A 23,620-nucleotide genomic window follows, 5' to 3' on the forward strand; every position below is an offset into this window, starting at 1 on the left:
AGCAAAATTATGAAAATACACCACTTACGAAATGCCACAATGGTAATAGAAACTAAAGACGAATTTATTTTAGTTGACCCAATGTTAGGTAAGAAAGGAACTGCTGGACCACCTTTTACTCTTTTTAGATTTAAACCAAAAAGAAATCCAATTCTTGATTTACCTGCTAATGCTATGGATATAGTAACTAAAACAACACATTGTCTTATTACTCATTTACATCCTGACCATTTAGACAAAGAAGCAGAGAAATTTTTAAAATCAAATAACACACCAATTACTTGTAGTACTAAAGACGAAAAAACACTTAAAAAACGAGGTTTAAATGTTGTTAACACAGTAAATTATTGGGAAGAATCCAAATTTTTAGATGGAAATATTAAAGGAATTCCAGCAAAACACGGTTACGGTTTTGTAGCTAAACCAATGGGAAATGTAATGGGATTCTATATACAAATTCCAAATGAAAAAACCATTTATTTAAGCGCTGACACTATTTACACAGATGATGTAGATAAAGTTTTAAAACAATACAAACCAGAGGTTAATGTTGTTGCTTGCGGAACTGCACAGTTAGATATTTTTAAGCCATTATTAATGACAATGGACGATATTATAAAATTTACCAAAAACGCAACAGGAACTGTTATAGCAAATCATTTGGAAGCTGTTAATCATTGTCCGACTACAAGAACGCAATTAGCAAATGAACTTGAAAGACAAGGGCTAATGGAAAAAATAAGAATTCCGAATGATGGAGAAACAATTGTAATCGGATAAAGCCAGTTGCCAACACCGTGTATAATTCATTGCTAGTTATAGCTTACTTACGAAAGTCCTCGCGGACTTTCTATCTGTGATTTATTTGCTAACTTTAGTGCTTAAACACGCAACGAAATCATACACTAACACGTTAGCGAATTTCTCTAATTTTGAGGATATTTCACACGAATTTTATCTAAAGATAAATTATGAATACTACCCACATGAGAATGTTGTTTTCCTAAATCTGGTTTGTAAGTTCCTGCTTGCACTTGACCTCCAATTTTTTGGTATGCTTCTCTAAAAGACATTCCTTCAACCACTAAATTATTGATGCTATCAACCGTAAATAAATATTGATATTTTTCATCATTCAAATCGATGTCTTTTACAATTACTTGCTGAATTGAATAATTAAAAATGTCTAAAATATCTTTTATATCTTCAAAAGCTGCAATAATATTTTCTTTCAATAATTGAAAATCTCTGTGATAACCTGTTGGTAAATTATTGGTAATCATCACCATTTCTGTGTGTAATGCCTGAATTTTATTACATTTTCCACGAATCAATTCAAAAACATCAGGGTTTTTTTTGTGTGGCATAATGCTACTTCCTGTTGTTAATTCATCAGGAAAAGAAATAAAATTAAAATTCTGACTCATATACAAGCAAACATCCATTGCAAAACGAGACATAGTGTTACACAAGCCACCTAAAGCAGAAGCAATTGAACGTTCACTTTTTCCTCTACTTAATTGTGCAGCAACCACATTGTATTTTAGTGTTGCAAATTCTAATTCTTTGGTGGTTAATTCTCTATCAATAGGAAAAGAAGAACCATAACCAGCAGCTGAACCTAAAGGGTTTTGGTCAACTACTTTAGCAACTGCATTTAGCATATAAACATCATCGATTAACAATTCTGCATAGGCAGAAAACCATAATCCGAAAGAAGATGGCATTGCTACTTGTAAATGCGTATAACCAGGTAAAAGGCTTTCTTTATGCGTTTCAGCAAGATTTAATAACGTATCAAAAAGAGTTTTAACTTTTGAATTAATCAACCTTAGGTTGTCTTTATAATACAATTGTAGAGCAACTAAAACTTGATCATTTCTAGAACGAGCTGTGTGTATTTTCTTACCAACTTCACCTAATTTATTGGTTAGTTCCCACTCAATTTTAGAATGTACATCTTCAAAAGATTCCTCTATAACAAAAGTTCCATTTTCGATATCTGAAGCTAATTCTTTAAGACCTCTTTTTAAATCCTTTAATTCATCAGCAGTAATAATACCAATAGATTTTAGCATTATTGCGTGTGCTAAAGAAGCTTGAACATCATATTTTGCAATATGTATATCAATTTCTCTATCATTACCAATTGTAAATTTTTCTATTTGTTTGTCTATTGAAAATCCTTTATCCCAAAGTTTCATATGAAAATTGTTTAATTGTGTATTTGTTTAATCGTGTAATTGTTGAATGATTTTGTGTCCTTTTTTTGCGTGTTATCTTTTAAACGATTACACGATTCAACAATTCAACGTATAATTCAATTCCTTCTTCAATTTCTGCAAGATAAATAAATTCATCAGCAGAATGAGAACGTGTACTATCTCCAGGGCCTAATTTTAAAGATGGACAACTTAATACAGCTTGATCTGACAAAGTTGGAGATCCATAGGTTTCTCTTCCCATTGCAATTCCTGCTTTTACTAAATCGTGTTCTGTTGAAATAGAAGAGGAGTTTAACTTTAAACCTCTTGGAGTAATTTTTGTACAAGGTGAATTTTCTTGTAAAATGTCCGCAATTTCTTGATTAGAATAGGCGTCGTTTACACGAACATCAACCACAAAACCTACATGCGCAGGCACAACATTATGTTGAGAACCAGCAGCAATTTGTGTAACTGTCATTTTTACATCACCTAAAGCAACAGAGGGTTTTTCGAATTTGAAATCTTTAAACCATTGTAAAACTTCTATTGTATTGTAAATTGAATTGTTATTATTTGGATGTGCAGCATGACTTGGAGTTCCTTCAACCACAGCATCAAAAACTACCAAACCTTTTTCAGCAACGGCTAAATTCATTAAAGTTGGTTCGCCAACAATTGCCACATCAATATGTGGGATTATTGATAACATAGAATTTAATCCATCAGGACCAGAATTTTCTTCTTCTGCAGAAGCTACAATGACTAAATTGTATTTTAAATTTTCTTGTGCGTAAAAGTTAGTGAAAGTTGCGATTAAAGAAACCAAACATCCACCAGCATCATTAGATCCTAAACCATATAATTTACCGTTTTCAACAATCGCTTTTAATGGATCGTTTGTATACGCAGAATTTGGATACACAGTATCGTGATGAGAATTCAGCAACATAGTTGGTTTGCTTTTATCAAAATGTTTGTTGGTTGCCCAAATGTTGTTTTTTGTTCTTTTAAACGGAATTTTGTTTTCAATAAACCAAGCTTCAATCAGTTTTGCAGTATTTTCTTCTTCTGTAGAAAATGATTGCGTTTCAATCAGATTTTTTAAAAGAGAAATTGCGTTTTCTGTTAATTTTTCAATATTCATTTTTATAATGTTATTGTTGTAAAATTGTCGTTTTCTTTTGTCAACATAGAAGTATTTCCAATATGTACTTTAGAGACACCATTGTTTAATGCATCAAAGCAATTGTCTATTTTAGGAATCATTCCATCAGTAATAATGCTAGTTTTTAATAACTCTTTATAGGTTTTGGAATCGATGTTTTTAATTACTGATTTTTTATCGTTAAAATCTTTTAAAACACCATTTAATTCAAAACAATAATAGATTGATGTTTCATAGACTTCGCTCATTCCTACAGCAATTGTACTTGCAATAGTATCTGCATTTGTGTTTAATAATTGTCCGTTTCCATCGTGAGTAATTGCACAAAAAACAGGTGTAAAAGTTGCTTTTATAAGTTTATCTATAGAATTGGAAGCTACTTTTTTCACATCACCAACAAAACCAAAGTCGACTTCTTTTACAGGTCTTTTTTCTGATTTTATACTGTTGATATCTGCACCCGTTAAACCAATTGCATCAATATTTAAAGCTTGTAATTTAGCGACTACATTTTTGTTTACTAAACCACCATAAACCATTGTAATTACTTCTAATGTTTCAGCATCTGTAATACGTCTACCGTTTATCATTTTTGATTCAATACCTAATTTTAATGCAATGAGAGTAGCACGTTTACCACCTCCATGAACAAGAATTTTCTTTCCTTCTAAATTAGAGAATAATTGTAGAAAAGCATTTAATGAAGTTTCATCTTCAATGATATTTCCCCCAATTTTTATGATTGATAATTTTTCTTTAAACATTTTCTAATATTTTTTTCAAGACCAATTGTGCTGCAAAAGTTCTGTTATTTGCTTGTTCTATAACTAAAGAAGCATCAGAATCTAAAACAGCATCTTCAACAACAACATTTCTTCTAACTGGTAAACAGTGCATAAACTTTGCACTTGCTAGTTTATCTTTTGTAATCATCCAATTAGTATCAGTATTTAATATTTTCCCATAATCTTCATAAGAACTCCAGTTTTTAGTATACACAAAATCAGCATCTTTAAAAGCTGCTGACTGATCGTGATAAATTTTAGTGTCTTTGGTAATTTCTTTACTCAAATTATACCCTTCTGGGTTTGCAATTACAAACTCTACATCCATTTTTTGCATTGCTTGCGTAAAACTATTTGCAACCGCATGCGGTAAAGCTTTAATATGTGGCGCCCAACTTAATACTACTTTTGGTTTCTTTTTGGTTGTGTTTTCTGAAATAGTAATAGCATCAGTTAAACCTTGTAAAGGATGCCCAGTTGCACTTTCCATACTAATAACTGGTACAGAAGCAAATTCTACAAATGAATTCAAAACTTGTTCAGATTCATCTTTTTCTTTGTCTGTTAAACTAGGAAATGCTCTTACAGCAATTACATCACAATATTGAGAAACTACAGCTGCAGCCTCTTTAATATGCTCTGCAGTGTTTCCATTCATAACAGTTCCATCACCAAATTCAATTCCCCAAGCATCACCAGAAACATTCATTACTATAGGATTCATTCCTAAATTTAAAGCTGCTTTTTGTGTGCTTAAACGTGTACGTAAACTCGAATTGAAAAATAACAATCCTAAAGTTTTATTTTTTCCTAATTCAATATTTTTTAAAGGATTTGCTTTTATCTCTTTTGCTTCTTTAATCCAAGAATTGATATTGTTAATGTCATTTATAGATGTGAATTTTTTCATGATAATTCACTTTTTAAAGCATCAAAAAATAAATCGATATGTTCTTTTTTAACAGTTAATGGAGGAAGAATTCTTAATAAATTCGGGTTCTTTGCATTCCCTGTAAATATTTTATGCTTAAAAATTAATTTTTTTCGAAGTTCAGCAATTGGAAAACTAAATTCTAAACCTAACATTAATCCCCTTCCTTTAACAGTCTTTAAATTAGGAACAGTTAATGTTTTTTGCAAGAAATATGTTGATACTTCTAAAGCATTTTGCATTAATCTTTCCTCTTCAATCACATTTAAAACTGTTAAAGAAGCTACACATGCCAAATGATTTCCGCCAAAAGTGGTTCCTAATAAACCAAAAGAAGCATTAATTGAAGGATGAATTAAAATTCCACCAATAGGAAAGCCATTTCCCATTCCTTTTGCCATAGAAATAATATCTGGAGTTACTTTATATTTTTGAAAAGCGAAAAAACCGCCAGTTCTACCAAATCCAGACTGAACTTCATCAGCAATAAAACACGTATTGTATTTTTTACACAGCTTGTCAGCACCTTCATAGAATTCAGTTGTACTTTCGTCTAAACCACCAACACCTTGAATAAATTCAACAATAACTGCACAAACATCATTTTTAATTAATGATTTTTCCAAACCAACTAAATCTCCTAATTCTAAAATTTCTACTTCTTGTTGAGCATTTATTGGTGCAATTATTTTGAGATTGTCAGTTACAGCAACAGCAGCAGAAGTTCTACCATGAAACCCATTTTTAAAAGCAACAACTTTCTTTTTATTTGTATGAAAAGAAGATAATTTTAAAGCATTTTCATTTGCTTCTGCACCAGAATTACATAAAAATAATTCATAGTCTTTACAACCAGATACTTTTTCTAGTTTGTTAGCTAGTTTTTCTTGTAATGGATTCTGAATAGAATTGCTATAAAACCCTATTTTGGCAACTTGTTCGCTAATATTTTTTACATATTTTAGATGCGAATGTCCAATTGAAATTACTGCATGACCACCATATAAATCTAAATATTTGGTTTCATTTTCATCAAAAACATACATACCTTCTGCTTTTACAGGAGTTATGTCAAATAAAGGATACACATTAAATAAACTCATATTTGTTCTTTTTTAATATTATTGATTTTATTGAAAGAAGCAACCATTCCTTGTATCAAAGAAGAACTCAAACCTTTGTGTTCCATTTCATTTAGACCAGTAATTGTACAACCTTGTGGAGTGGTAACTCTGTCTATTTCTTCTTCTGGATGATTGCCATTAGTAATTAACAAATTCGCAGCACCTTCACTCGTAAACATTGCTAGTTCTTGTGCTTCTCTTGCATCAAAACCTAATTGAATAGCAGCTTGAGTTGTTGCACGAATCAATCGCATCCAAAAAGCAATCCCGCTTGCACAAACCACAGTTGCAGCTTGCATTTGAGATTCAGGAATAGATAAAGAATGACCTAATCTATTAAAAATTGCTTCTGCAAGTTGAATACGTTTTTTACCTTGTTCGTTTGAGCATAAACAAGTCATAGATTTACCAACAGCAATTGCGGTATTTGGCATTGCTCTAATAATAAATTTGTCTGTACCAATTATTGCTTCAATTTTTGGAATTAAAAATCCTGTAATTGTAGAAATTATTATATGTTTTTCAGTTAAAAGATGCTTTGTATTTTCTAAAATTCCTTCAAAATATGCAGGTTGAACTGCAAATATTAAAATGTCAGAATTCTGAACAGCTTCTTTATTATCAGTTGTTAAGAACACGTTTTTGTATCCTTCAAATTCAGATATTCCATCTAAATTTCTTTTAGTTAAATACAAAGAAGTAATTGCATTATTGGTGATTAAACCTTTTGCAATAGATTTTCCTAAATTTCCTGTTCCTATAATTGCTATTTTCATAATATTATTTTTTAAAAATAATTAGCTTTTAATTTTAAACCTAAAGTTTCTTCAAAACCATACGTTAAATTCATATTCTGTATTGCTGTCCCAGAAGCTCCTTTTAAAAGGTTGTCTATTGTACTTGTTATTAATAATTTATTACCGTGTTTTTCTAATTGTACCAAACATTTATTTGTGTTTACAACTTGCTTCATAAAAATGCTTTCATCAGAAACAAATGTAAAAGCAGCATCTTTATAATACTCTTTATACATTTCTTTTGCTTCTTCTATACAACCATTAAACTTTGTGTACGTAGTTGCAAAAATTCCTCTAGAAAAATCGCCTCTATTTGGTACAAAATTGATTTCAGAATTGAAATCACTTTGTAATTGATTTACAGTTTGATTAATTTCACCTAAATGTTGATGATTAAAAGCTTTATAATGAGAAAAATTATTATCTCGATACGTAAAATGCGTTGTTGCAGATAATGAAGTACCTGCACCAGTAGCACCAGTAACAGCGTTTACATGAATGTCATTTTGTAACAATCCATTTGCTGCCAAAGGTAGAATTGCCAATTGCAAAGCAGTTGCAAAACAACCAGGATTTGCAATGTATTTAGCCGTTTTAATAATTTCTTTATCTAATTCTGGTAAACCATATACAAAATCTTTTCCTTCGAAATTTTTATCAGCAAGTAATCTAAAATCATTACTTAAATCAATGATTTTTGTGTTGCCTGAAAAGCTATTTTTCTGTAAAAAAGCAGTCGAGTTTCCATGCCCTAAACACAAGAATAATACATCAACATCAGCATTAATATCGCTAGAGAAACTAATTTCTGTAGAGCCAATTAAATCTTGATGCACTTTATACAATTTGTTACCAGCATTAGAAGTACTGTACACAAAATTGATATTCGTTTCTGGGTGATTTAATAATAATCTTATTAATTCACCAGCTGTATAACCTGCGCCACCAATAATTCCTACTTCTAACATAATTATGAGTTTACTTGTCTATATATTTTATTCTGATTTCCTAAAATCTTAATAAATCCTTTTGCGTCATCTGCTGTCCAAGCTTTATTTTCTTCGCCATAGGTACTAAATGCACTAGACATTAAATCATGATCAGAAATAATTCCGTCTAAAGAAAAATGATAAGGTTTTAAAGAAACTACAACATTACCAGAAACCATTTTTTGAGTACTTTGTAAAAAAGCTTCAGTATCTCTCATTACAGGATCTAAATATTGACCTTCATGCAAATGCATTCCGTAGAAACTAGATAAATATTCTTTGTGTTGTAGTTGCCATTTTGTTAAGGTGTGTTTTTCCAACAAATGATGTGCTTTTACCGTAATTAAAGCAGCAGCAGCTTCAAAACCAACGCGCCCTTTTGTACCAACAATAGTATCTCCAACATGAATATCTCTACCAATTGCATATTTAGATGCAATATTGTTTAAGTTTTCAATATTTACTTCTGGTTTGTTTTCTTGTCCGTTTAAGGCAACAAATTCACCATTTTTAAAAGTCATTGTTACTTTTTCTTCACCTTCTTTTTCCAATTGAGATGGAAATGCTTCACTTGGTAAAGGAAGTTCAGATTTTAAAGTTTCTACACCACCAACACTTGTTCCCCAAAGCCCTTTGTTTACAGAATATTTAGATTTTTCCCAAGGCATATTTACTCCTTCAGATTTTAAATATTCTATTTCTTGTTCTCTTGTTAGTTTTTGATCTCTAATTGGTGTTATGATTTTAATTCCAGGAGCCAACGTTTGAAAAATCATATCGAAACGAACTTGATCATTTCCTGCACCAGTACTGCCATGCGCAATATACTCTGCATCAATACTTTTAGCATATTCAATAATTTCTATGGCTTGGATAATTCTTTCTGCACTTACAGAAAGAGGATACGTACTGTTTTTTAATACATTACCAAAAATTAAATACTTTACTACTTTATTGTAAAATGTGGCAACTGCATCAATATTTTTATACGTTGTAACACCCATTTTATAAGCATTACTTTCTATCTGTTTAATTTCTTCAGTAGTAAAACCACCTGTGTTTACACTTACAGCATGCACATCATATTCTTTTGATAAACTTACTGCACAATAAGAAGTATCTAAACCACCACTGTAGGCAATTACTAATTTTCCTTTATTTTTTGACATTGTTTTCTTTTTTTAAAAACTTTTGTTTTAATTTTTGAAATCTACTCTCTTTAATTTCTTTTGGTTCTTCTTTATTTTGATTTTTTGGATCGAACAACATTCCTGTACACAAACACATTTGTTGTGATGTTCTGGTTAAAACATCGTAATTTTTACACGTTTGGCAACCTTTCCAAAAAGATTGATCATCTGTCAATTCAGAAAAAGTAACAGGTTTGTAACCTAAATCGCTATTTAACTTCATAACTGCTAAACCAGTTGTAATACTAAATACTTTAGCATCAGGAAACTTGGTTCTTGAATGATTGAAAATTACAAGTTTTATTTTTTTTGCTAATCCTAAATTTCTATAATCAGGATGTACAATTAAACCTGAATTGGCAACAAACTTTCCATGTCCCCATTGTTCTATGTAACAGAACCCTGCAAATTTATGACCATCTAAAGCAATTACAGCATTTCCGTTTTCCATTTTAGTGGCAACGTATTCTGGTTTACGTTTTGCAATACCAGTTCCTCTTACTTTAGAAGCTTCTTCTATTGTTTTACAAATAATATCTGCGTAAACAGTATGTGATTTGTTAGCAATTACAATTTCCATTGTATTGATATTTTAAAGTTGAATGTATTTAATTTTTTGCTTTGAAATGCAGAATTGGACTCACCTAATTCCATAATAGTTATACACCCAAAGGGCGAGGTGAGAAAAAGCGGCGTACAGAATTCTTATTATTTAAAGAAATAATATTGTTTTGTTGGCTTTTAAAGTTTGTTGAATTGTGATTGTACATGATAAAAAATAAAAATTACGGTTTCAGTTTATTGCTAAATTTAGAATTAGCGAATTACATTGCGAAAGCGCAATCTGACAACCATAGTATTTGTTTTATTTTTTGTAGTAAACATGGTGTAAATGTAAAATATTTTTTCAATTGATAATGAAAATTGAACGTTTTTTTGAAACTTTTATCAATTTAGTAATAAATCAATTTATTATTCATGAAATTAGTAGTAAACACTTTTATAAGTCTATTGATATTGTAGATTGTATTTCTTGAGACACCAAATACTATATATTATTAAAGGAAAAACCACTTTTTATGCTTGTTTTTTACAATTCATCCTAAAAAAAATACAGTTCGGTGTTCTTTAATTTAAAAAACTATGGTTGTATTGCATCTTTGTAACATCAATAACCACTAAAACAAAATATTATGAAATTTTTATTATCAATTATAGTCGTAGCAATGTTATCAATTACAAATAGTATAACAGCACAAAACAATAAAATTACTGTAACTGTTGTAAATGCAACTTCAGATACCGGGAAAATAGGATATGCATTATATACCAAAGATAATTTTATGAGAGTACCCGTAGTTGGTACAAATGGTAAAATTGTAAATGGAAAAGTACTATCGTTTTTGAAAACATTCCTTCAGGAGAATATGCAGTTATCTGTTATCATGATAAAAATAACAATGATAAAATGGATTTTTCACCAAACAGAATGCCATTAGAAGATTTTGGAGCATCAAATAACGTTATGGCTTTTGCGCCACCTACTTTTGAAAATGCTAAATTTGTAGTGAAGGATAAAGAAGTATCTTTAGAAATTAAATTTTAGTAAATTTATTTTAAAATAATTTTTCCCATAATGAATACATCAAACACTTTTAAAGAATTAAAAAAAGACTTTATAATTTGTACAAAACTAACAATAATATTTGGTGTTCTTTTTACAATTATAAATCAACAATTTAGTATTAAAGGAATTGGTTTAGTCTTTTTAATCTCTGCAATGTATTCTTATGTTTTAGGTTTAGGGAACGGAATTATTAATAATTTTTTAAACTCTAAATGGGATTGGGTAAAAGAAACTAATAAAAGAGTTTGGGCAGGAATTATAGGAACAGTTCTGTATACCGTAATTGCGGTTTTATTAATACATTATGTACAGTATATTTTAATTTTCGGATACAAATTTGAAAACTTTTTTAGTGGAACTTTAGTTTGGGTACACGCATTTGCAATTATATTTTCTTTGGGAGTAGCAGCGGTTTATCACGCAAAAGGTTTTATGGAGAATTGGAAATCTGCAATGACCCAAGAGACTACAAAACAAGAAATTGTTGCAAAAACAGAAACAGCAAAGTTTGAATCTTTAAAAAATCAATTAGATCCTCATTTTTTATTCAATAGTTTAAATGTATTAACGAGTTTAATTGGTGAAAACCCTAATCAAGCAGAAAGATTTACTACAAAATTATCTAAAGTTTATAGATATGTTTTAGAACAAAGAAATAAAGATTTAGTGCCTATTGAAGAAGAATTAAAGTTTGCGAAAACGTATATGGAATTGTTAGGAATGCGTTTTGAAGAAGCCGTTCAATTTAATATTCCGGATACTATTAGTACTAACGAATTAAAAATAGTACCGTTATCTCTTCAACTTTTATTAGAAAATGCGGTAAAGCACAATGTAGTTTCTACTTCTAAACCATTAACCATTACTATTTATGAAGAAGACAATTATTTAATTATAGAAAACAATATCAATCCTAAAGAAGCAATAGGGAAAAGCACCAAAGTTGGTTTGCAAAATATTGCTGATAGATATGGATTAATCACTGAAAAAGTAGTGAAAATAGAAAACAATAACAAAACATTTAAGGTGAGTTTACCTCTCTTATATAAAATGAATAATATTATGTACACAGACGATTTAGAAAATAGCAAATATGTAAAAGCAGTAGAAAGAGTAGAAAAATTGAAAGAATTTTATCAAAATTTAGCTTCTTACTGTATAGTAATACCATTTTTAATCTTTATTAATTTAAGATTTTCACCAGGTTTTAACTGGTTTTGGTTTCCAATTTTTGGGTGGGGAATCGGTTTAGCATTTCATTTTTTAGAAGTAAATAATTATAATATTTTCTTGGGAAAAAACTGGGAAGACAGAAAGATTAGAGAAATGATGGAAGAAGAGAATCAAAATAAAAGAGCTAGATAATGGAAAGAAATCTTACACAAGAACAAAAATATATTTTAGCAAAAAAAAGAGTTGAAAAAATCAGTAAATTTTACAAACATTTAGCAACCTATATTATTGTAAACATCTTTTTGACTGCCATTTTTATTGTGGGAGATGTAAATGACGGAGATACTTTTAAAGAAGCATTTTTAGATTATCATAATTATAAAATCTGGCTTTTTTGGGGAATAGGAATCGTTTTTCAGGCTTTAAATACTTTTGGATTGAGTTTGTTTATGAACAAAGATTGGGAAGAGAAAAAGATAAAAAAATATATGGAAGAAACAAATTATAAAAGATAGTGATGGAAATAAATTTTAAAGAACAACAGCGTTACTATAAGGCTCAAAAAAGAGTAAAAGCTATTAAAGGTTTTTACACACATTTAACAGTTTACTGCGTTATAATACCAGTAATTATTTTTATGAATTTAAAGTTCGAACCACATTTTCATTGGTTTTGGTTTTCTGCATTAGGTTGGGGAACAGGGCTTTTCTTTCACTGGTTATCAGTTTTCGGATTTAACTTATTAGGAATTGGTGAAAACTGGGAAGAAAGGAAAATCAGAGAATTTATGAACAAGAATAATTAATAAAATGCAAAATATAAATCATTCAATAAACTTAAAAGTTAAAAAAAGAATTAAAGATCTAAAAGGTTTTTACACGCATTTATTTTCAACATTTTTAATTATTCCTTTTATAATTTTTATCAACTTAAAAACTGTACCACAATTTCATTGGTTTTGGTATGCAATTATTGCTTGGTGTATAGGTCTTTTTATTCATTGGTTAAATGTGTTTGGTTTTTCTAAAAATAATTTTAAAAACACTTGGGAAGAAAGGAAAATGAAAGAATCTATAGATATAAAGAATCAAAATGAAGGAAAATATATTCAAGAGCAATATTTTTTAAAAGCAAAAAAACAAGCTAAAGAGATGAAAGGTTTCTATATTCATTTATTTATAACATTATTTTCATCTGCAATTATAATTTTTATTAATCTACAATTTGTACCTGGTTTTCATTTCTTTTGGTTTGCAATCGGAGGTATGTTTATTGCGGTTTTTTTACACTGGTTAGGTGTTTTTGGATTTGGTTTTTTAAGTTTAGGAAAAAAATGGGAAGAAAGAAAAATGAAAGAATTAATTAAAAATTATCAATAAAAATGCAACAAGATTTTACAAAAGAAGCTAGTTTTATTAGAGCTAAAAAAAGAGTAAAAGCCATTAAAGGTTTCTACGTTCATTTAATAGTTTATATTTTAGTAAATATTTTTATTAGCGGTGTTGTTATATTTGGGTTAATGCAAAACGATTATAGCTTTAAAGATGCTATTTCTAATTTTGGTGTTTATTCTACTTGGCTTTTTTGGGGAATTGGAATGTTCTTTCATTGGTTAGGCGTTTTCGGATTTCAATCCTTAGGATTTGGTAAAGATTGGGAGGAAAAGAAAATTAAAGAAATGATGGATAAAGAAGATGAAAGAAATAAAAGATTTTAAAATGATGGAAAACACAACAGATAAGAGGTTTATAAAAGCAAAAGAAAGAATAGAAGAACTTAAAGAATTCTACAAACATGTTTCTGCTTACGTTTTAGTAAATTTGTTTTTAGCATTTGTTTGGAATTTCTCCTTCAAGATATTTGGTAACTTTATTATTAGTAATCAGTTTGATGGTGACGGATTTACACACATACCTATTTGGCTAATTTGGGGAGTTTTCTTACTATTTCATGCCTTAAAAACTTTTGGATTTTTAAATTTATTTAATAAAGATTGGGAAGAAAAAAAGATAGAAGAATTTATGAAAGAGTGAAAAAGAGTTGTAGAGTAACAACGTTTCAAAGACGCAAAGTTTCAAAGTAGCAAAACTGTTAAGTAAAACAGTTTCAGAGCCTAAAAGTTTACTTTTCTTTAATTCTGATAAATGGAGAAATCAAACAACCAACAACTTAACACTAATAACTAACAACTATTATATGAACGTACTAATTATTGAAGACGAAAAACCAGCAGCAAGAAGATTAAATAGAATGTTAGCTGCTTTAGATATAGAAGTACAGCAAATGTTGCATTCTGTAGAAGAGTCTTTAAATTGGTTGCAAAATAATGAACATCCAGATTTAATATTTTTAGATATTCAATTATCAGACGGTTTGTCTTTTGAAATTTTTGAAGAAATTGAAGTCAATTCTGCTATAATTTTCACCACTGCGTATGATGAATATGCACTAAAAGCGTTTAAATTAAATAGTATCGATTATTTACTAAAACCTTTAGATGAAGATGAGTTAAAAGTTGCGGTTGATAAATTTAAAAAAAACAGACCAAAGCAAACAGATGTTCAGGTTAATTTAGATGATATTCGTAAGTTATTAGTAAACCCTGTTGATAGAAAATTTAAAAAACGTCTGACCATTAAAGTCGGGCAGCATATAAAAATCATTCATATAGATGAGGTTGAGTGTTTTTATAGCGAAAACAAATCTAGCTATATTTATACCAAAGAAAATAGAAATTATTTATTAGACAACTCTTTAGAATATTGGCAAGAACAATTAAATCCAGAACATTTTTTTAGAGTAAACCGTACTTTTATCATTCATATAAATGCTATAAAAGACATTATTGCCTATTCTAATTCTCGCTTAAAACTGATTTTACATTCTTATTCCGAAACTGAAATTATTGTGAGTAGAGAGCGTGTAAAAGATTTTAAGAATTGGATTGATTAGAATTTATCTTTAAAAGATGCTAATCTATATTTTGAATAAATAACTTACTTTTGATATCTTATAAAATTACATTAAATGAGAATATTAACATTAAAAAGTAATAAGGTTATTATAACTGTTTATGTAGTTATTTCTTTAATTACTACTTTTTCTATCTATAAAGACTATGGTATTAGTACAGATGAGGTAGTACAGCGCGGAACAGCTAAGATAAATATGGCTTATGTTACTAATAAAAATAAGTCCTTAAAAACATGGGTAGATAGAGATTATGGAGTGGTTTTTGAGGCCCCTTTAGTTATTTTAGAAGAAATTTTTAATTGGGAAAAACCAGGCAAGGATGAAAGAGATATCTATGCTTTTAGACATTTGTTTACAAATTTGTTCTACCTAATTGGAGGTGTTTTTCTTTTCTTGTTAATTGATCAATTATTTAATTCAAAAATTTATGGAATTCTTGCTTTGCTTCTATATACAATAAATCCAAGAATTTATGCTCATTCCTTTATTAATTCAAAGGATATACCTCTAATGGTAATGTTTATTATTTGTTTTTATATTTTTTTAAAATTCATAAAAAAGAGAAATTTTAAAAACATTTTATTAATGTCTTTTGTTAGTGCATTATTAATAAATATTAGAATCCTTGGAGTATTGTTTCCAGTAGCAGTGATTTTTTATTTGTTAATTTTTGATTGTATTGATTTTAAATTTAATTTAAAGAAAACTTTTAAAGATAGTTTTCTTTATATTATTATAACACTAATTTTTGTTTATGCTTTTTGGCCAAATTTATGGTCAAACCCTATTGATAATTTCTTAAAATCTTTTTCTAATATGTCTCACTTTAGGCATAATCCATTTGAATTAACTTATGGAGAAATGATCAGGTCTACTGATGATAATAGTTATTTTTTTAAATGGTTTTTTGTTTCAAATCCATTTTTATATTTAGTGTATGGATGTTTTGGATTAGCACTTCTAGTAGTATCTGTTGTAAAAAATAAAGGTGAATTTTTAGTTAATAAGCAAACAAGAAAAATAGCTTTTTTGGGTTCCTTTTTTGTAATTACTATAGCAATAATTTTAATTAAAAATTCTGTAATTTATAATAGTTGGAGACAATTGTTTTTCTTGTATCCAAGTTTTATTATTTTTATTTTATTTTTCATTTATTTTTTCAAAGAAAAAAGAATTCATAATTTTTTAATTTTATTTTTGTTAGTTTACCAAGTGTTTGTTCTTTATAAACAAATAGATATTCATCCATATCAGACTGTTTACTTTAATGAGTTTATTAGCTCTAAGAAAAATTATAGGGCAGAACAATTTAAACTTGATTATTGGGGGCATTCATACAAAGAAGCATTAGAAAAGTTAGTTTCTATAGATAAATCAAAGGAAATAAAAGTAGTTTTTTCGGGGCTTATTGGATTTCAAAATACTAAAACTTTACCTTTAGAAGATAAAATAAGAATTATTAGAAGTGAAAACCTAGATGATGCAGATTATTTTATTTCTAATAATTATTTAGAAGCCATTAAGATTGATTTTAAGAAACGTATTTTTACAATTGAAAGAGATAATAGTTCAATTTTATCTATATATAAATTGAGATGATGAAAACTTGTATAATAATCCCTTGTTATAATGAAGAAAAAAGGTTGCCAAAACAACTTTTCTTAAATTACATAAACAAAAATGAAACTCATTTTTGTTTTGTAAATGATGGAAGTATTGATAAAACAATAGGTGTTTTAGATTCTATTAAAGATAAAGAACCAAAAAAAACTATAATAATTAATTATGATGAAAATGTAGGTAAGGGAGAAGTGATTAGAAAAACTATATTAGAATTATATGATAGAAACATATATGATTATATAGGTTACTTTGATGCAGATTTGGCGACACCTTTATTTGAAATAGAAATTTTCGAAAAGTATTTTATTCAAAATAAAAATTTAATTTTAGTTATGGGGTCAAGAATAAAAAGATTAGGCTCTAATATTGATAGAAAATTTCATCGTTTTTTCTTGGGAAGAATCTTTGCAACTATTATAAGTTCATATGTTTTAAAATTATCAGTTTATGATACTCAATGTGGTGCAAAATTATTTTCTACATCAATTCCAGTAAATGTTTTTAAGGAAAAGTTTATTACTAAATGGTTATTTGATGTCGAATTTATTTGTAGGTTAAAGAATCTTTTTGGTACTAATTTACTTAAAAAAGTGTTAGAACATCCTTTGACAGAATGGGTTGAAAAAGGGGAGTCTAAAGTTAAATTTACCGATTTTTTAAACACACCAAAAGAAATATTAAAAATAAAAATAAAATATAAATAATTTAGATTAAGAGGATTTAAACTATTTTATAATAAACTGAACTGAATACCCTATAAAATAGATATAATTGCTCTTTCTATTAGTAATTAAAAAAGCTATTAAGTAATTATAGAGTTTATAATTATAAAGTTTTTTTTATGGTTAAATTACGGAAGAAGATTAAAACTATTGATTCAGAAAATATTTCTTGTTTTTATTATGGATAAAGCTTTGTACTTAAATACATCAGATTGAAATTATATTATAAATCATTATTTAAATTAGTTAAAAAAATGATTTAATCACTATATTTTTTTTAGAGTAAACCGTCTTTTATAGTGCATATAAATGCCATAAAAGACATTATAGCCTATTCTAATTCTCGCTTAAAATTGATTTTACATTCTTATACTGAAACTGAAATTATTGTGAGTAGAGAACGTGTAAAAGATTTTAAGAATTGGATTGACTAAAGCTTGTAATTTGACTTGTTTCTAAATTTAAATTCTGTTAAATTAGCGATTAAGTCTAATAATAGAATTCATTGAGTGAAAATTATATAAAATATCCAACTGCATTTAATAAACTAACTGAAAAATTAGTAAATATCGCTAATGCGACTAAAGAGAATAAAGCAAACTTAATTTGTAAAGATTGTGGAGAGAGTTTTAATGCTGTTCTTAATTACCAAACTCCTCACTTTAGACATAAGCCAAATTCAAGTTGTGAAGGTACTGTTGAATCTTATATCCATTGGTTAACAAAAGAAGTGTTTAAAGAAATTATGGTAATTGAAGTCCCTGGACTTTTAATCAGTGATTTAGCAGAAAAGCAAAGAGAAAAATTTCAATTAGTGTACAACAAAATAATAGATCCCAATATACCTGAAGAATTACGCTCTCATTTTAAAAGTGAACTGAAAAGAAATTTAACTGAAATCAAAGTTTTAAGAATAGAAAACACGGTTATTGAAAAAGTTATCAAAACTGGTTTAGGTGATATCAAAGTAGATATTGTTACTTTTTTTAAAAACAAAAATATATTTTTTGAACCTTTCTTTTCGAACCCAATTGACAAAGAAAAAAAGAATAAAATATTATCAACTGATACTACTACATTCTCCATAGATTTAAATAAATTTATATACAATTTCACCCAAGGTTTTTCAACTCAAGAATTAAAAAAATACCTAGCTTCAGATAAAAGTAAGAAGTGGGAATATATAAGTAAAGAAGAATTTGATAATTGTTTATTGAGCTATGAATTATATTTAAATGATGAAATCAAAAAATTTAGTCCTTATATTGAGTTATATCAAAATATTAGCAAGGATATTTCGAGTATTGAAAAACAAAAAGTTGATTTAAACCGTAAGCTGAATATAATTAGTTTAAAAATTTCAAAATTGGAAAGTGAAGTAGACGATTTAAATAATCAAAGAGATCGTATCTTTTTAGATTATGAATTAAAATAGATTTTTTCTAACAAATAAATCAAATAATTTAGCTACAATTATATTTTAATCACTTCCTTTCTCAAACAAATAATAAACCTAACTTCGTGTCTTCATAAAAAAGATACAATTGCCAGAGAATTGGTAATTGCATAAAAAACAATTCATGAATATTTACAAACAAATTGAAGCAGAAATACAAGCAGCTTCTAATATCGTTATTACAGCACACAAATCTGCAGATGGAGATTCTATTGGTTCATCATTAGGTTTGTTTCATTTTATAGAAAAACTTGGTAAAAAAGTAGTGGTTTGTCATCCAGATAAAGCGCCAGATTTTTTAGATTGGTTAGATACTTCGTCAATTCTTTTAATGGACGGAAATCCAGATGAGGTTACCGAAGCAATGCAAAATGCAGATTTAATTTTCTGTTTAGATTATAATGCAACCAATAGAGTAGGGCCAGAAATGCAAGTTTTGTTAGAAGAAGCAACTTGTAAGAAAATAATGATAGATCATCATTTAAATCCAGAAGAATTTCCAACAATAACGGTTTCAGAAACAACAGCATCATCAACTTCTCAATTAATTGTAGATTTAATAGAACAATCTGGTCATTTAGAATTATTAGATGAAAAAATTGGAACGCCTTTGTATTTAGGAATTTTAACAGATACTGGTAGTTTTAGATTCAATTCTGTAAAACCAAGAACACATGAAGTTTTAGGGAAAATATTAGCTGCAGGCGTAGAACATCATTTAATTCACGAAAAATTAAATGACAATAATACAGAGAGTCGTTTGCGTTTGCAAGGCTATGCAATGAGCGCAAAATTAGAAATTTTATACGATTATAATGTTGCAATTATTTCTTTATCAAAAGAAGAATTGGCAAAATATAATTACAAAAAAGGAGATACAGATAGTCTGGCAAATTTAGTTTTGTCTATAAAAGGAATGAAAGCGGCAATTGTGTTTACAGAAAGAGACGGAATTATGAAAATTTCTTTCCGATCTAAAGGCGCAGAAAACCCTGTAAATATGTTGGCAAAAGAACATTTTAACGGTGGCGGTCATGCAAATGCATCTGGCGGAATGAGCGATTTAACTGTAGACGAAACTTTAGAGAAATTAAAAGGATTAATTCCTGAATATTTTCAGAAATAATAAAGCTAAAATTGCCATAAAGGCACGAATTGAATTTAGTGAATTTGTGGCAATTTTAGTTTACTTTAATTTTCATTTTTAAATATTGATGAAAACTATTTTCAACAAAATCTACAAATAATTTCACATCCATTAAACTTTGATTATTTTTAACAAAATTTACGAAGATGAGCCAGAAGGAAGAATTTTTCGAGTACATTAATAACGGTTACAAAACCAAAGGAGATTTTATTGAATTAGGTGCAGCAATGTTGGGTGAGGAAACCATAACAGATGCCATTGTAAAAATACCTCTTAAAACACTTAATAGACACGGTTTAATAGCTGGCGCAACAGGTACAGGGAAAACAAAAACACTTCAAGTTTTAGCAGAAAATTTATCAGAAAAAGGAATTCCTGTCTTGTTAATGGACATAAAAGGAGATCTTTCTGGTTTGGCAAAACCAAGTCCTGGACACGCAAAAATAGATGAACGTCACGCAAAAATTGGTATACCGTTTGATGCTAAAAAATTTCCGATAGAGATTTTAACCATTTCTGAACAAGACGGAACTAAAATGCGTGCAACGATTTCTGAATTTGGGCCTGTTTTATTATCAAGAATTTTAGATTTATCAGAAACACAAAGTGGAATTGTTGCTATTATTTTTAAATATTGCGATGATAATAAATACGCTTTATTAGATATTAAAGATTTCAAAAAAGTCTTACAATATATTACTAATGAAGGTAAAGAGGAAATACAAAATGAATACGGGCGAATTTCATCTTCTTCTACAGGTGCAATTTTGCGTAAAATTGTAGAAATAGAACAGCAAGGTGGCGATTTATTCTTCGGAGAAAAATCTTTTGAAGTAGAAGATTTAACCAGAGTAGATGAAAACGGAAGAGGAATTATTTCAGTTTTAAGGTTAACAGATATTCAAGACAAACCCAAATTGTTTTCAACATTTATGTTGCAATTATTAGCAGAGGTTTATGAAACTTTTCCGGAACAAGGAGATTCTGGTAGACCAGAACTAATTATTTTTATAGACGAAGCACATTTGGTGTTTGAAGAAGCTTCTAAAGCTTTATTAAATCAGATTGAAAGCATTGTAAAACTAATTCGTTCTAAAGGAATTGGGTTGTATTTTGTAACTCAAAACCCTAAAGATGTGCCAGAAGATATTTTAGCGCAATTAGGTTTAAAAGTACAACACGCATTAAGAGCATTTACAGCAAAAGATAGAAAAGCAATTAAGTTAGCAGCAGAAAATTACCCTTCTTCAGAATATTACGATACAAAAGAGGTCTTAACTCAATTAGGTATTGGTGAAGCATTTGTATCCGTTTTAAATGAAAAAGGAATTCCGACACCATTAGCTAGAACGATGTTGCGTGCGCCAATGAGCAGAATGGATGTTTTATCAGAAAAAGAAATAAAACAAGTAATTGGTAATTCTAGATTGGTACATAAATACAATCAAGATTTAGATAGAGAAAGTGCTTATGAACTGCTAAATTCTAAAATTGATAAAATTAATTTAGCAGAAGCAAAAGCAATAAAAGATGCTGCCGAAAAAAAGGAAAAAGTAAAATTAGCCAAAGAAAAAGAGAAGAAAAGAGCTAGAGAAGAAAGATCTAGTAGAAGTTATTCTAGAAGAAGTACAAGACAAAACCCTTTAATAAAGGTATTAACAAGTGCAACTTTTATTAGAGCTGCATTTGGCATATTAAAAAAAGTATTGAAATAACAAATTAGAAAATAAAACGTTTAATAAACGTATTTAAACCAAACAAAATGATTAAAAAGAACGCTCAAGTGGCAATATTAGCTTTATTTACTTTAGTATTAGTGAGTTGTGGTAATAACAATAAATTTAAAATAGAAAAAGGAAAAGTTGGTCAATTAACTTCAAAAACAACAGTTTTAGATTTAGATAATTTGTTTAAAAATGATTCTATTGTAAAGAATTTAAGTGAAGGAGCATTAGGAGATAATTATTTTCAGGATGATGATGAGTATTTAGTTTATGAAAAAGGAGGGAAGTTACTTTTAACGATTATGCCAAAAGAACAATTAGATTCTACATCTACAATTAAAAGTATAGAAATACATGACGCACGTTTTAAAACGGAATCTGGTATTCATTTTAATTCTACTTTTGCAGATATTAACATGGTAAACAAACCAAGAGTTGAATCTACTCTGTCTTCTGTAATCTTATTTTTAGATGATTTAAACGCAACAGTTGCAATTGATAAAGAAGAATTAGGACTTAAGAATTTTAGTGCTCAAAAAGTAACTTTAGAGCAAATTCCTGATTTAGCTAAAATGAAATCTTTTGTAGTTTGGTTTAACTAAACGTGTTTTTTGGGCGTATTTTCCCTTTCTTAAAAAAGGCAAAACTGCGCTTTCCATTTTATCTTTTTATTCCAAAAGGTTTTAGAAAGTCTTAAACACTTATTTATTAATTATAATTCTGTTATTATTAATAAATAAGTGTTTTGCATAAAAAGGATGCCATTTCAATCGCTTACGCAAAACCAAACTTTATGGATAAAAAAAATCATTCAAAATAGCACTTTTATTATACCAACTAAAAATACATTATGTAAAATAAATAATTTTCAACCTAACAAGTAAGTATCTATTTTCTATAGATGTTCAAAATTTTAGGAAAATTACTAAAACTTATTTAACTATTTCTTTCACAAGCTAATAAGGTGTTTTTTAGCAACATAGCAATTGTCATTGGTCCAACTCCACCAGGAACTGGTGTAATAAAAGCGGCTTTTTTAGAAACCTCTTCAAAAGCAACATCACCTAATAAACGGTAACCGCTTTTCCTTGAAGAATCTCCAACTCTTGTAATACCAACATCAATAATTGTTACATTTTCTTTTACCATATCTGCTTTTACAAATTCTGGAATACCGATTGCAGCAACTATAATATCTGCTTGTAAAGTGAATTCTTTTAAGTTTTTAGTTCTACTATGGCACATTGTTACTGTAGCATTACCAATTTTTCTTTTTTGCGATAGAAGAATACTCATTGGGCTACCAACAATATGACTTCTTCCTAAAACAACTACGTGTTTTCCTGAAGTCTCAACATTATATCTATCTAATAATTCTAAAATTCCATAAGGTGTTGCAGAAATAAAAGTAGGTAAGTTTAAAGCCATTTTACCAACATTTGTTGGGTGAAAGCCATCTACATCTTTATCTGGATCTACAGCCATTAAAATCTTTTGTTCGTCTATGTGTTTTGGTAGTGGGAGTTGAACTATAAAACCATCAATATCATTATCAACATTTAAAACAGCAATTTCGTTTAATAATTCTTTTTCTGTTGTTTCTTCTGATAAACGGATTAAAGAAGACTCAAAACCTACACGTTCACAAGCTTTTACTTTTGCGTTTACATAAGTAATACTAGCACCATCATTACCAACGATTACTGCTGCAAGATGAGGTGTTTTTTTTCCTCTGTTTTTTAAATCTCTAACATCTAAAGCAATTTCTTCTTTAATGTCTGCTGCTGTTTTTTTACCGTCTAATAGAATCATGTTTGTTTATTTTAATTTCAATAAAAGTTGTCTTTTAATAGAAATTTTAAACTTTTTTAATTATTTACTTTAAGTTTCAAAGTTTCAAAGTTTCAAAGTTTCAAAGTTTCAAAGTTTCAAAGTTTCAAAGTTTCAAAGTTTCAAAGTTTCAAAGTTTCAAAGTTTCAAAGTTTAA

General features: G+C 28.5%; 27 protein-coding genes. 17 read left to right on the forward strand and 10 right to left on the reverse strand.

All coding sequences use genetic code 11. The annotated features are described in order from the left end of the window. Positions 1–9 precede the first annotated feature (9 nt). On the forward strand, positions 10–780 hold the full coding sequence (locus V3V28_RS04295) for an MBL fold metallo-hydrolase (protein ID WP_331363794.1): 771 nt from the start codon (positions 10–12) through the stop codon (positions 778–780). A gap of 146 nt (positions 781–926) precedes the next feature. On the opposite strand, the gene argH is transcribed toward V3V28_RS04295, so the two are convergent. From argH to V3V28_RS04340, 9 genes are all read right to left on the reverse strand, one after another. Continuing rightward, entirely contained in the window at positions 927–2,204 is a 1,278-nt protein-coding gene (gene argH / locus V3V28_RS04300; protein WP_331363795.1) for an argininosuccinate lyase, read from the reverse strand. Between the two features lie 79 nt (positions 2,205–2,283). Continuing rightward, a complete protein-coding gene (locus tag V3V28_RS04305) occupies positions 2,284–3,351 on the reverse strand; it encodes a M20 family metallo-hydrolase (protein ID WP_331363796.1) in 1,068 nt (355 codons plus the stop codon). A 2-nt stretch (positions 3,352–3,353) separates the two neighbouring features. After that, the gene (gene argB, locus V3V28_RS04310) at positions 3,354–4,136 is read right to left on the reverse strand and encodes an acetylglutamate kinase (RefSeq protein WP_331363797.1); all 783 of its coding nucleotides are present in this window, start codon (positions 4,134–4,136) and stop codon (positions 3,354–3,356) included. Continuing rightward, entirely contained in the window at positions 4,129–5,067 is a 939-nt protein-coding gene (locus V3V28_RS04315; RefSeq protein ID WP_331363798.1) for an N-acetylornithine carbamoyltransferase, read from the reverse strand. Before V3V28_RS04315 ends, argB begins: the two co-directional genes overlap by 8 nt. Beyond that, a complete protein-coding gene (locus tag V3V28_RS04320) occupies positions 5,064–6,191 on the reverse strand; it encodes an aspartate aminotransferase family protein (RefSeq protein ID WP_331363799.1) in 1,128 nt (375 codons plus the stop codon). The genes V3V28_RS04315 and V3V28_RS04320 overlap by 4 nt, the downstream gene beginning before the upstream one ends. Continuing rightward, positions 6,188–6,988 (reverse strand): pyrroline-5-carboxylate reductase, encoded by an 801-nt coding sequence (gene proC / locus V3V28_RS04325; RefSeq protein WP_331363800.1) that lies wholly within the window; start codon positions 6,986–6,988, stop codon positions 6,188–6,190. Before proC ends, V3V28_RS04320 begins: the two co-directional genes overlap by 4 nt. A gap of 11 nt (positions 6,989–6,999) precedes the next feature. Beyond that, positions 7,000–7,977, reverse strand: coding sequence for an N-acetyl-gamma-glutamyl-phosphate reductase (gene argC, locus V3V28_RS04330; RefSeq protein ID WP_331363801.1), 978 nt, complete (start codon positions 7,975–7,977; stop codon positions 7,000–7,002). Positions 7,978–7,979: 2 nt separating this feature from the next. Next, complete coding sequence (locus V3V28_RS04335) at positions 7,980–9,167, reverse strand: argininosuccinate synthase (RefSeq protein WP_331363802.1); 1,188 nt, start codon at positions 9,165–9,167, stop codon at positions 7,980–7,982. Continuing rightward, on the reverse strand, positions 9,154–9,768 hold the full coding sequence (locus tag V3V28_RS04340) for a GNAT family N-acetyltransferase (RefSeq protein ID WP_331363803.1): 615 nt from the start codon (positions 9,766–9,768) through the stop codon (positions 9,154–9,156). The genes V3V28_RS04335 and V3V28_RS04340 overlap by 14 nt, the downstream gene beginning before the upstream one ends. A gap of 613 nt (positions 9,769–10,381) precedes the next feature. On the opposite strand from V3V28_RS04340, the gene V3V28_RS04345 reads away from it, so the two are divergent. From V3V28_RS04345 to V3V28_RS04415, 16 genes are all read left to right on the forward strand, one after another. Then, on the forward strand, positions 10,382–10,687 hold the full coding sequence (locus tag V3V28_RS04345) for a hypothetical protein (protein ID WP_331363804.1): 306 nt from the start codon (positions 10,382–10,384) through the stop codon (positions 10,685–10,687). Beyond that, on the forward strand, positions 10,624–10,794 hold the full coding sequence (locus tag V3V28_RS04350; RefSeq protein WP_331363821.1) for a DUF2141 domain-containing protein: 171 nt from the start codon (positions 10,624–10,626) through the stop codon (positions 10,792–10,794). Before V3V28_RS04345 ends, V3V28_RS04350 begins: the two co-directional genes overlap by 64 nt. Before the next feature lie 30 nt (positions 10,795–10,824). Beyond that, positions 10,825–12,180 (forward strand): 2TM domain-containing protein, encoded by a 1,356-nt coding sequence (locus tag V3V28_RS04355; protein WP_331363805.1) that lies wholly within the window; start codon positions 10,825–10,827, stop codon positions 12,178–12,180. Further along, positions 12,180–12,503, forward strand: coding sequence for a 2TM domain-containing protein (locus V3V28_RS04360; RefSeq protein WP_331363806.1), 324 nt, complete (start codon positions 12,180–12,182; stop codon positions 12,501–12,503). Before V3V28_RS04355 ends, V3V28_RS04360 begins: the two co-directional genes overlap by 1 nt. Before the next feature lie 2 nt (positions 12,504–12,505). Beyond that, positions 12,506–12,793 (forward strand): 2TM domain-containing protein, encoded by a 288-nt coding sequence (locus V3V28_RS04365; protein WP_331363807.1) that lies wholly within the window; start codon positions 12,506–12,508, stop codon positions 12,791–12,793. Between the two features lie 4 nt (positions 12,794–12,797). Further along, positions 12,798–13,367 (forward strand): 2TM domain-containing protein, encoded by a 570-nt coding sequence (locus tag V3V28_RS04370; RefSeq protein WP_331363808.1) that lies wholly within the window; start codon positions 12,798–12,800, stop codon positions 13,365–13,367. 2 nt (positions 13,368–13,369) lie between these two features. Beyond that, positions 13,370–13,705, forward strand: coding sequence for a 2TM domain-containing protein (locus V3V28_RS04375; protein ID WP_331363809.1), 336 nt, complete (start codon positions 13,370–13,372; stop codon positions 13,703–13,705). Next, a complete protein-coding gene (locus V3V28_RS04380) occupies positions 13,683–14,021 on the forward strand; it encodes a 2TM domain-containing protein (protein WP_331363810.1) in 339 nt (112 codons plus the stop codon). Before V3V28_RS04375 ends, V3V28_RS04380 begins: the two co-directional genes overlap by 23 nt. 163 nt (positions 14,022–14,184) lie before the next feature. Then, positions 14,185–14,940 carry a LytR/AlgR family response regulator transcription factor gene (locus V3V28_RS04385; RefSeq protein WP_331363811.1) on the forward strand — a complete coding sequence of 252 codons (756 nt, stop codon included), beginning with the start codon at positions 14,185–14,187 and terminating at the stop codon, positions 14,938–14,940. A gap of 75 nt (positions 14,941–15,015) precedes the next feature. Continuing rightward, positions 15,016–16,560: a glycosyltransferase family 39 protein gene (locus tag V3V28_RS04390; RefSeq protein WP_331363812.1), complete on the forward strand. Its 1,545-nt coding sequence runs from the start codon at positions 15,016–15,018 to the stop codon at positions 16,558–16,560. After that, positions 16,560–17,288 carry a glycosyltransferase gene (locus V3V28_RS04395; RefSeq protein ID WP_331363813.1) on the forward strand — a complete coding sequence of 243 codons (729 nt, stop codon included), beginning with the start codon at positions 16,560–16,562 and terminating at the stop codon, positions 17,286–17,288. Before V3V28_RS04390 ends, V3V28_RS04395 begins: the two co-directional genes overlap by 1 nt. Positions 17,289–17,605: 317 nt before the next feature. Further along, entirely contained in the window at positions 17,606–17,740 is a 135-nt protein-coding gene (locus V3V28_RS14655) for a LytTR family transcriptional regulator DNA-binding domain-containing protein (RefSeq protein WP_442957518.1), read from the forward strand. A 71-nt stretch (positions 17,741–17,811) separates the two neighbouring features. Beyond that, positions 17,812–18,741, forward strand: a complete 930-nt coding sequence (locus V3V28_RS04400) for a hypothetical protein (protein ID WP_331363814.1) — start codon at positions 17,812–17,814, stop codon at positions 18,739–18,741. A gap of 145 nt (positions 18,742–18,886) precedes the next feature. Then, on the forward strand, positions 18,887–19,888 hold the full coding sequence (locus V3V28_RS04405; protein ID WP_331363815.1) for a DHH family phosphoesterase: 1,002 nt from the start codon (positions 18,887–18,889) through the stop codon (positions 19,886–19,888). A gap of 167 nt (positions 19,889–20,055) precedes the next feature. After that, entirely contained in the window at positions 20,056–21,624 is a 1,569-nt protein-coding gene (locus V3V28_RS04410) for a helicase HerA-like domain-containing protein (protein ID WP_331363816.1), read from the forward strand. A gap of 47 nt (positions 21,625–21,671) precedes the next feature. Next, positions 21,672–22,235, forward strand: coding sequence for a hypothetical protein (locus V3V28_RS04415; RefSeq protein WP_331363817.1), 564 nt, complete (start codon positions 21,672–21,674; stop codon positions 22,233–22,235). A 334-nt stretch (positions 22,236–22,569) separates the two neighbouring features. Here V3V28_RS04415 and folD read toward each other — a convergent pair whose 3' ends face one another. Next, positions 22,570–23,445, reverse strand: coding sequence for a bifunctional methylenetetrahydrofolate dehydrogenase/methenyltetrahydrofolate cyclohydrolase FolD (gene folD / locus V3V28_RS04420; RefSeq protein ID WP_331363818.1), 876 nt, complete (start codon positions 23,443–23,445; stop codon positions 22,570–22,572). Positions 23,446–23,620: the final 175 nt, after the last annotated feature.

It is taken from the genome of Polaribacter sp. (genome assembly GCF_036480315.1).
Taxonomy (GTDB): Bacteria; Bacteroidota; Bacteroidia; order Flavobacteriales; family Flavobacteriaceae; genus Polaribacter.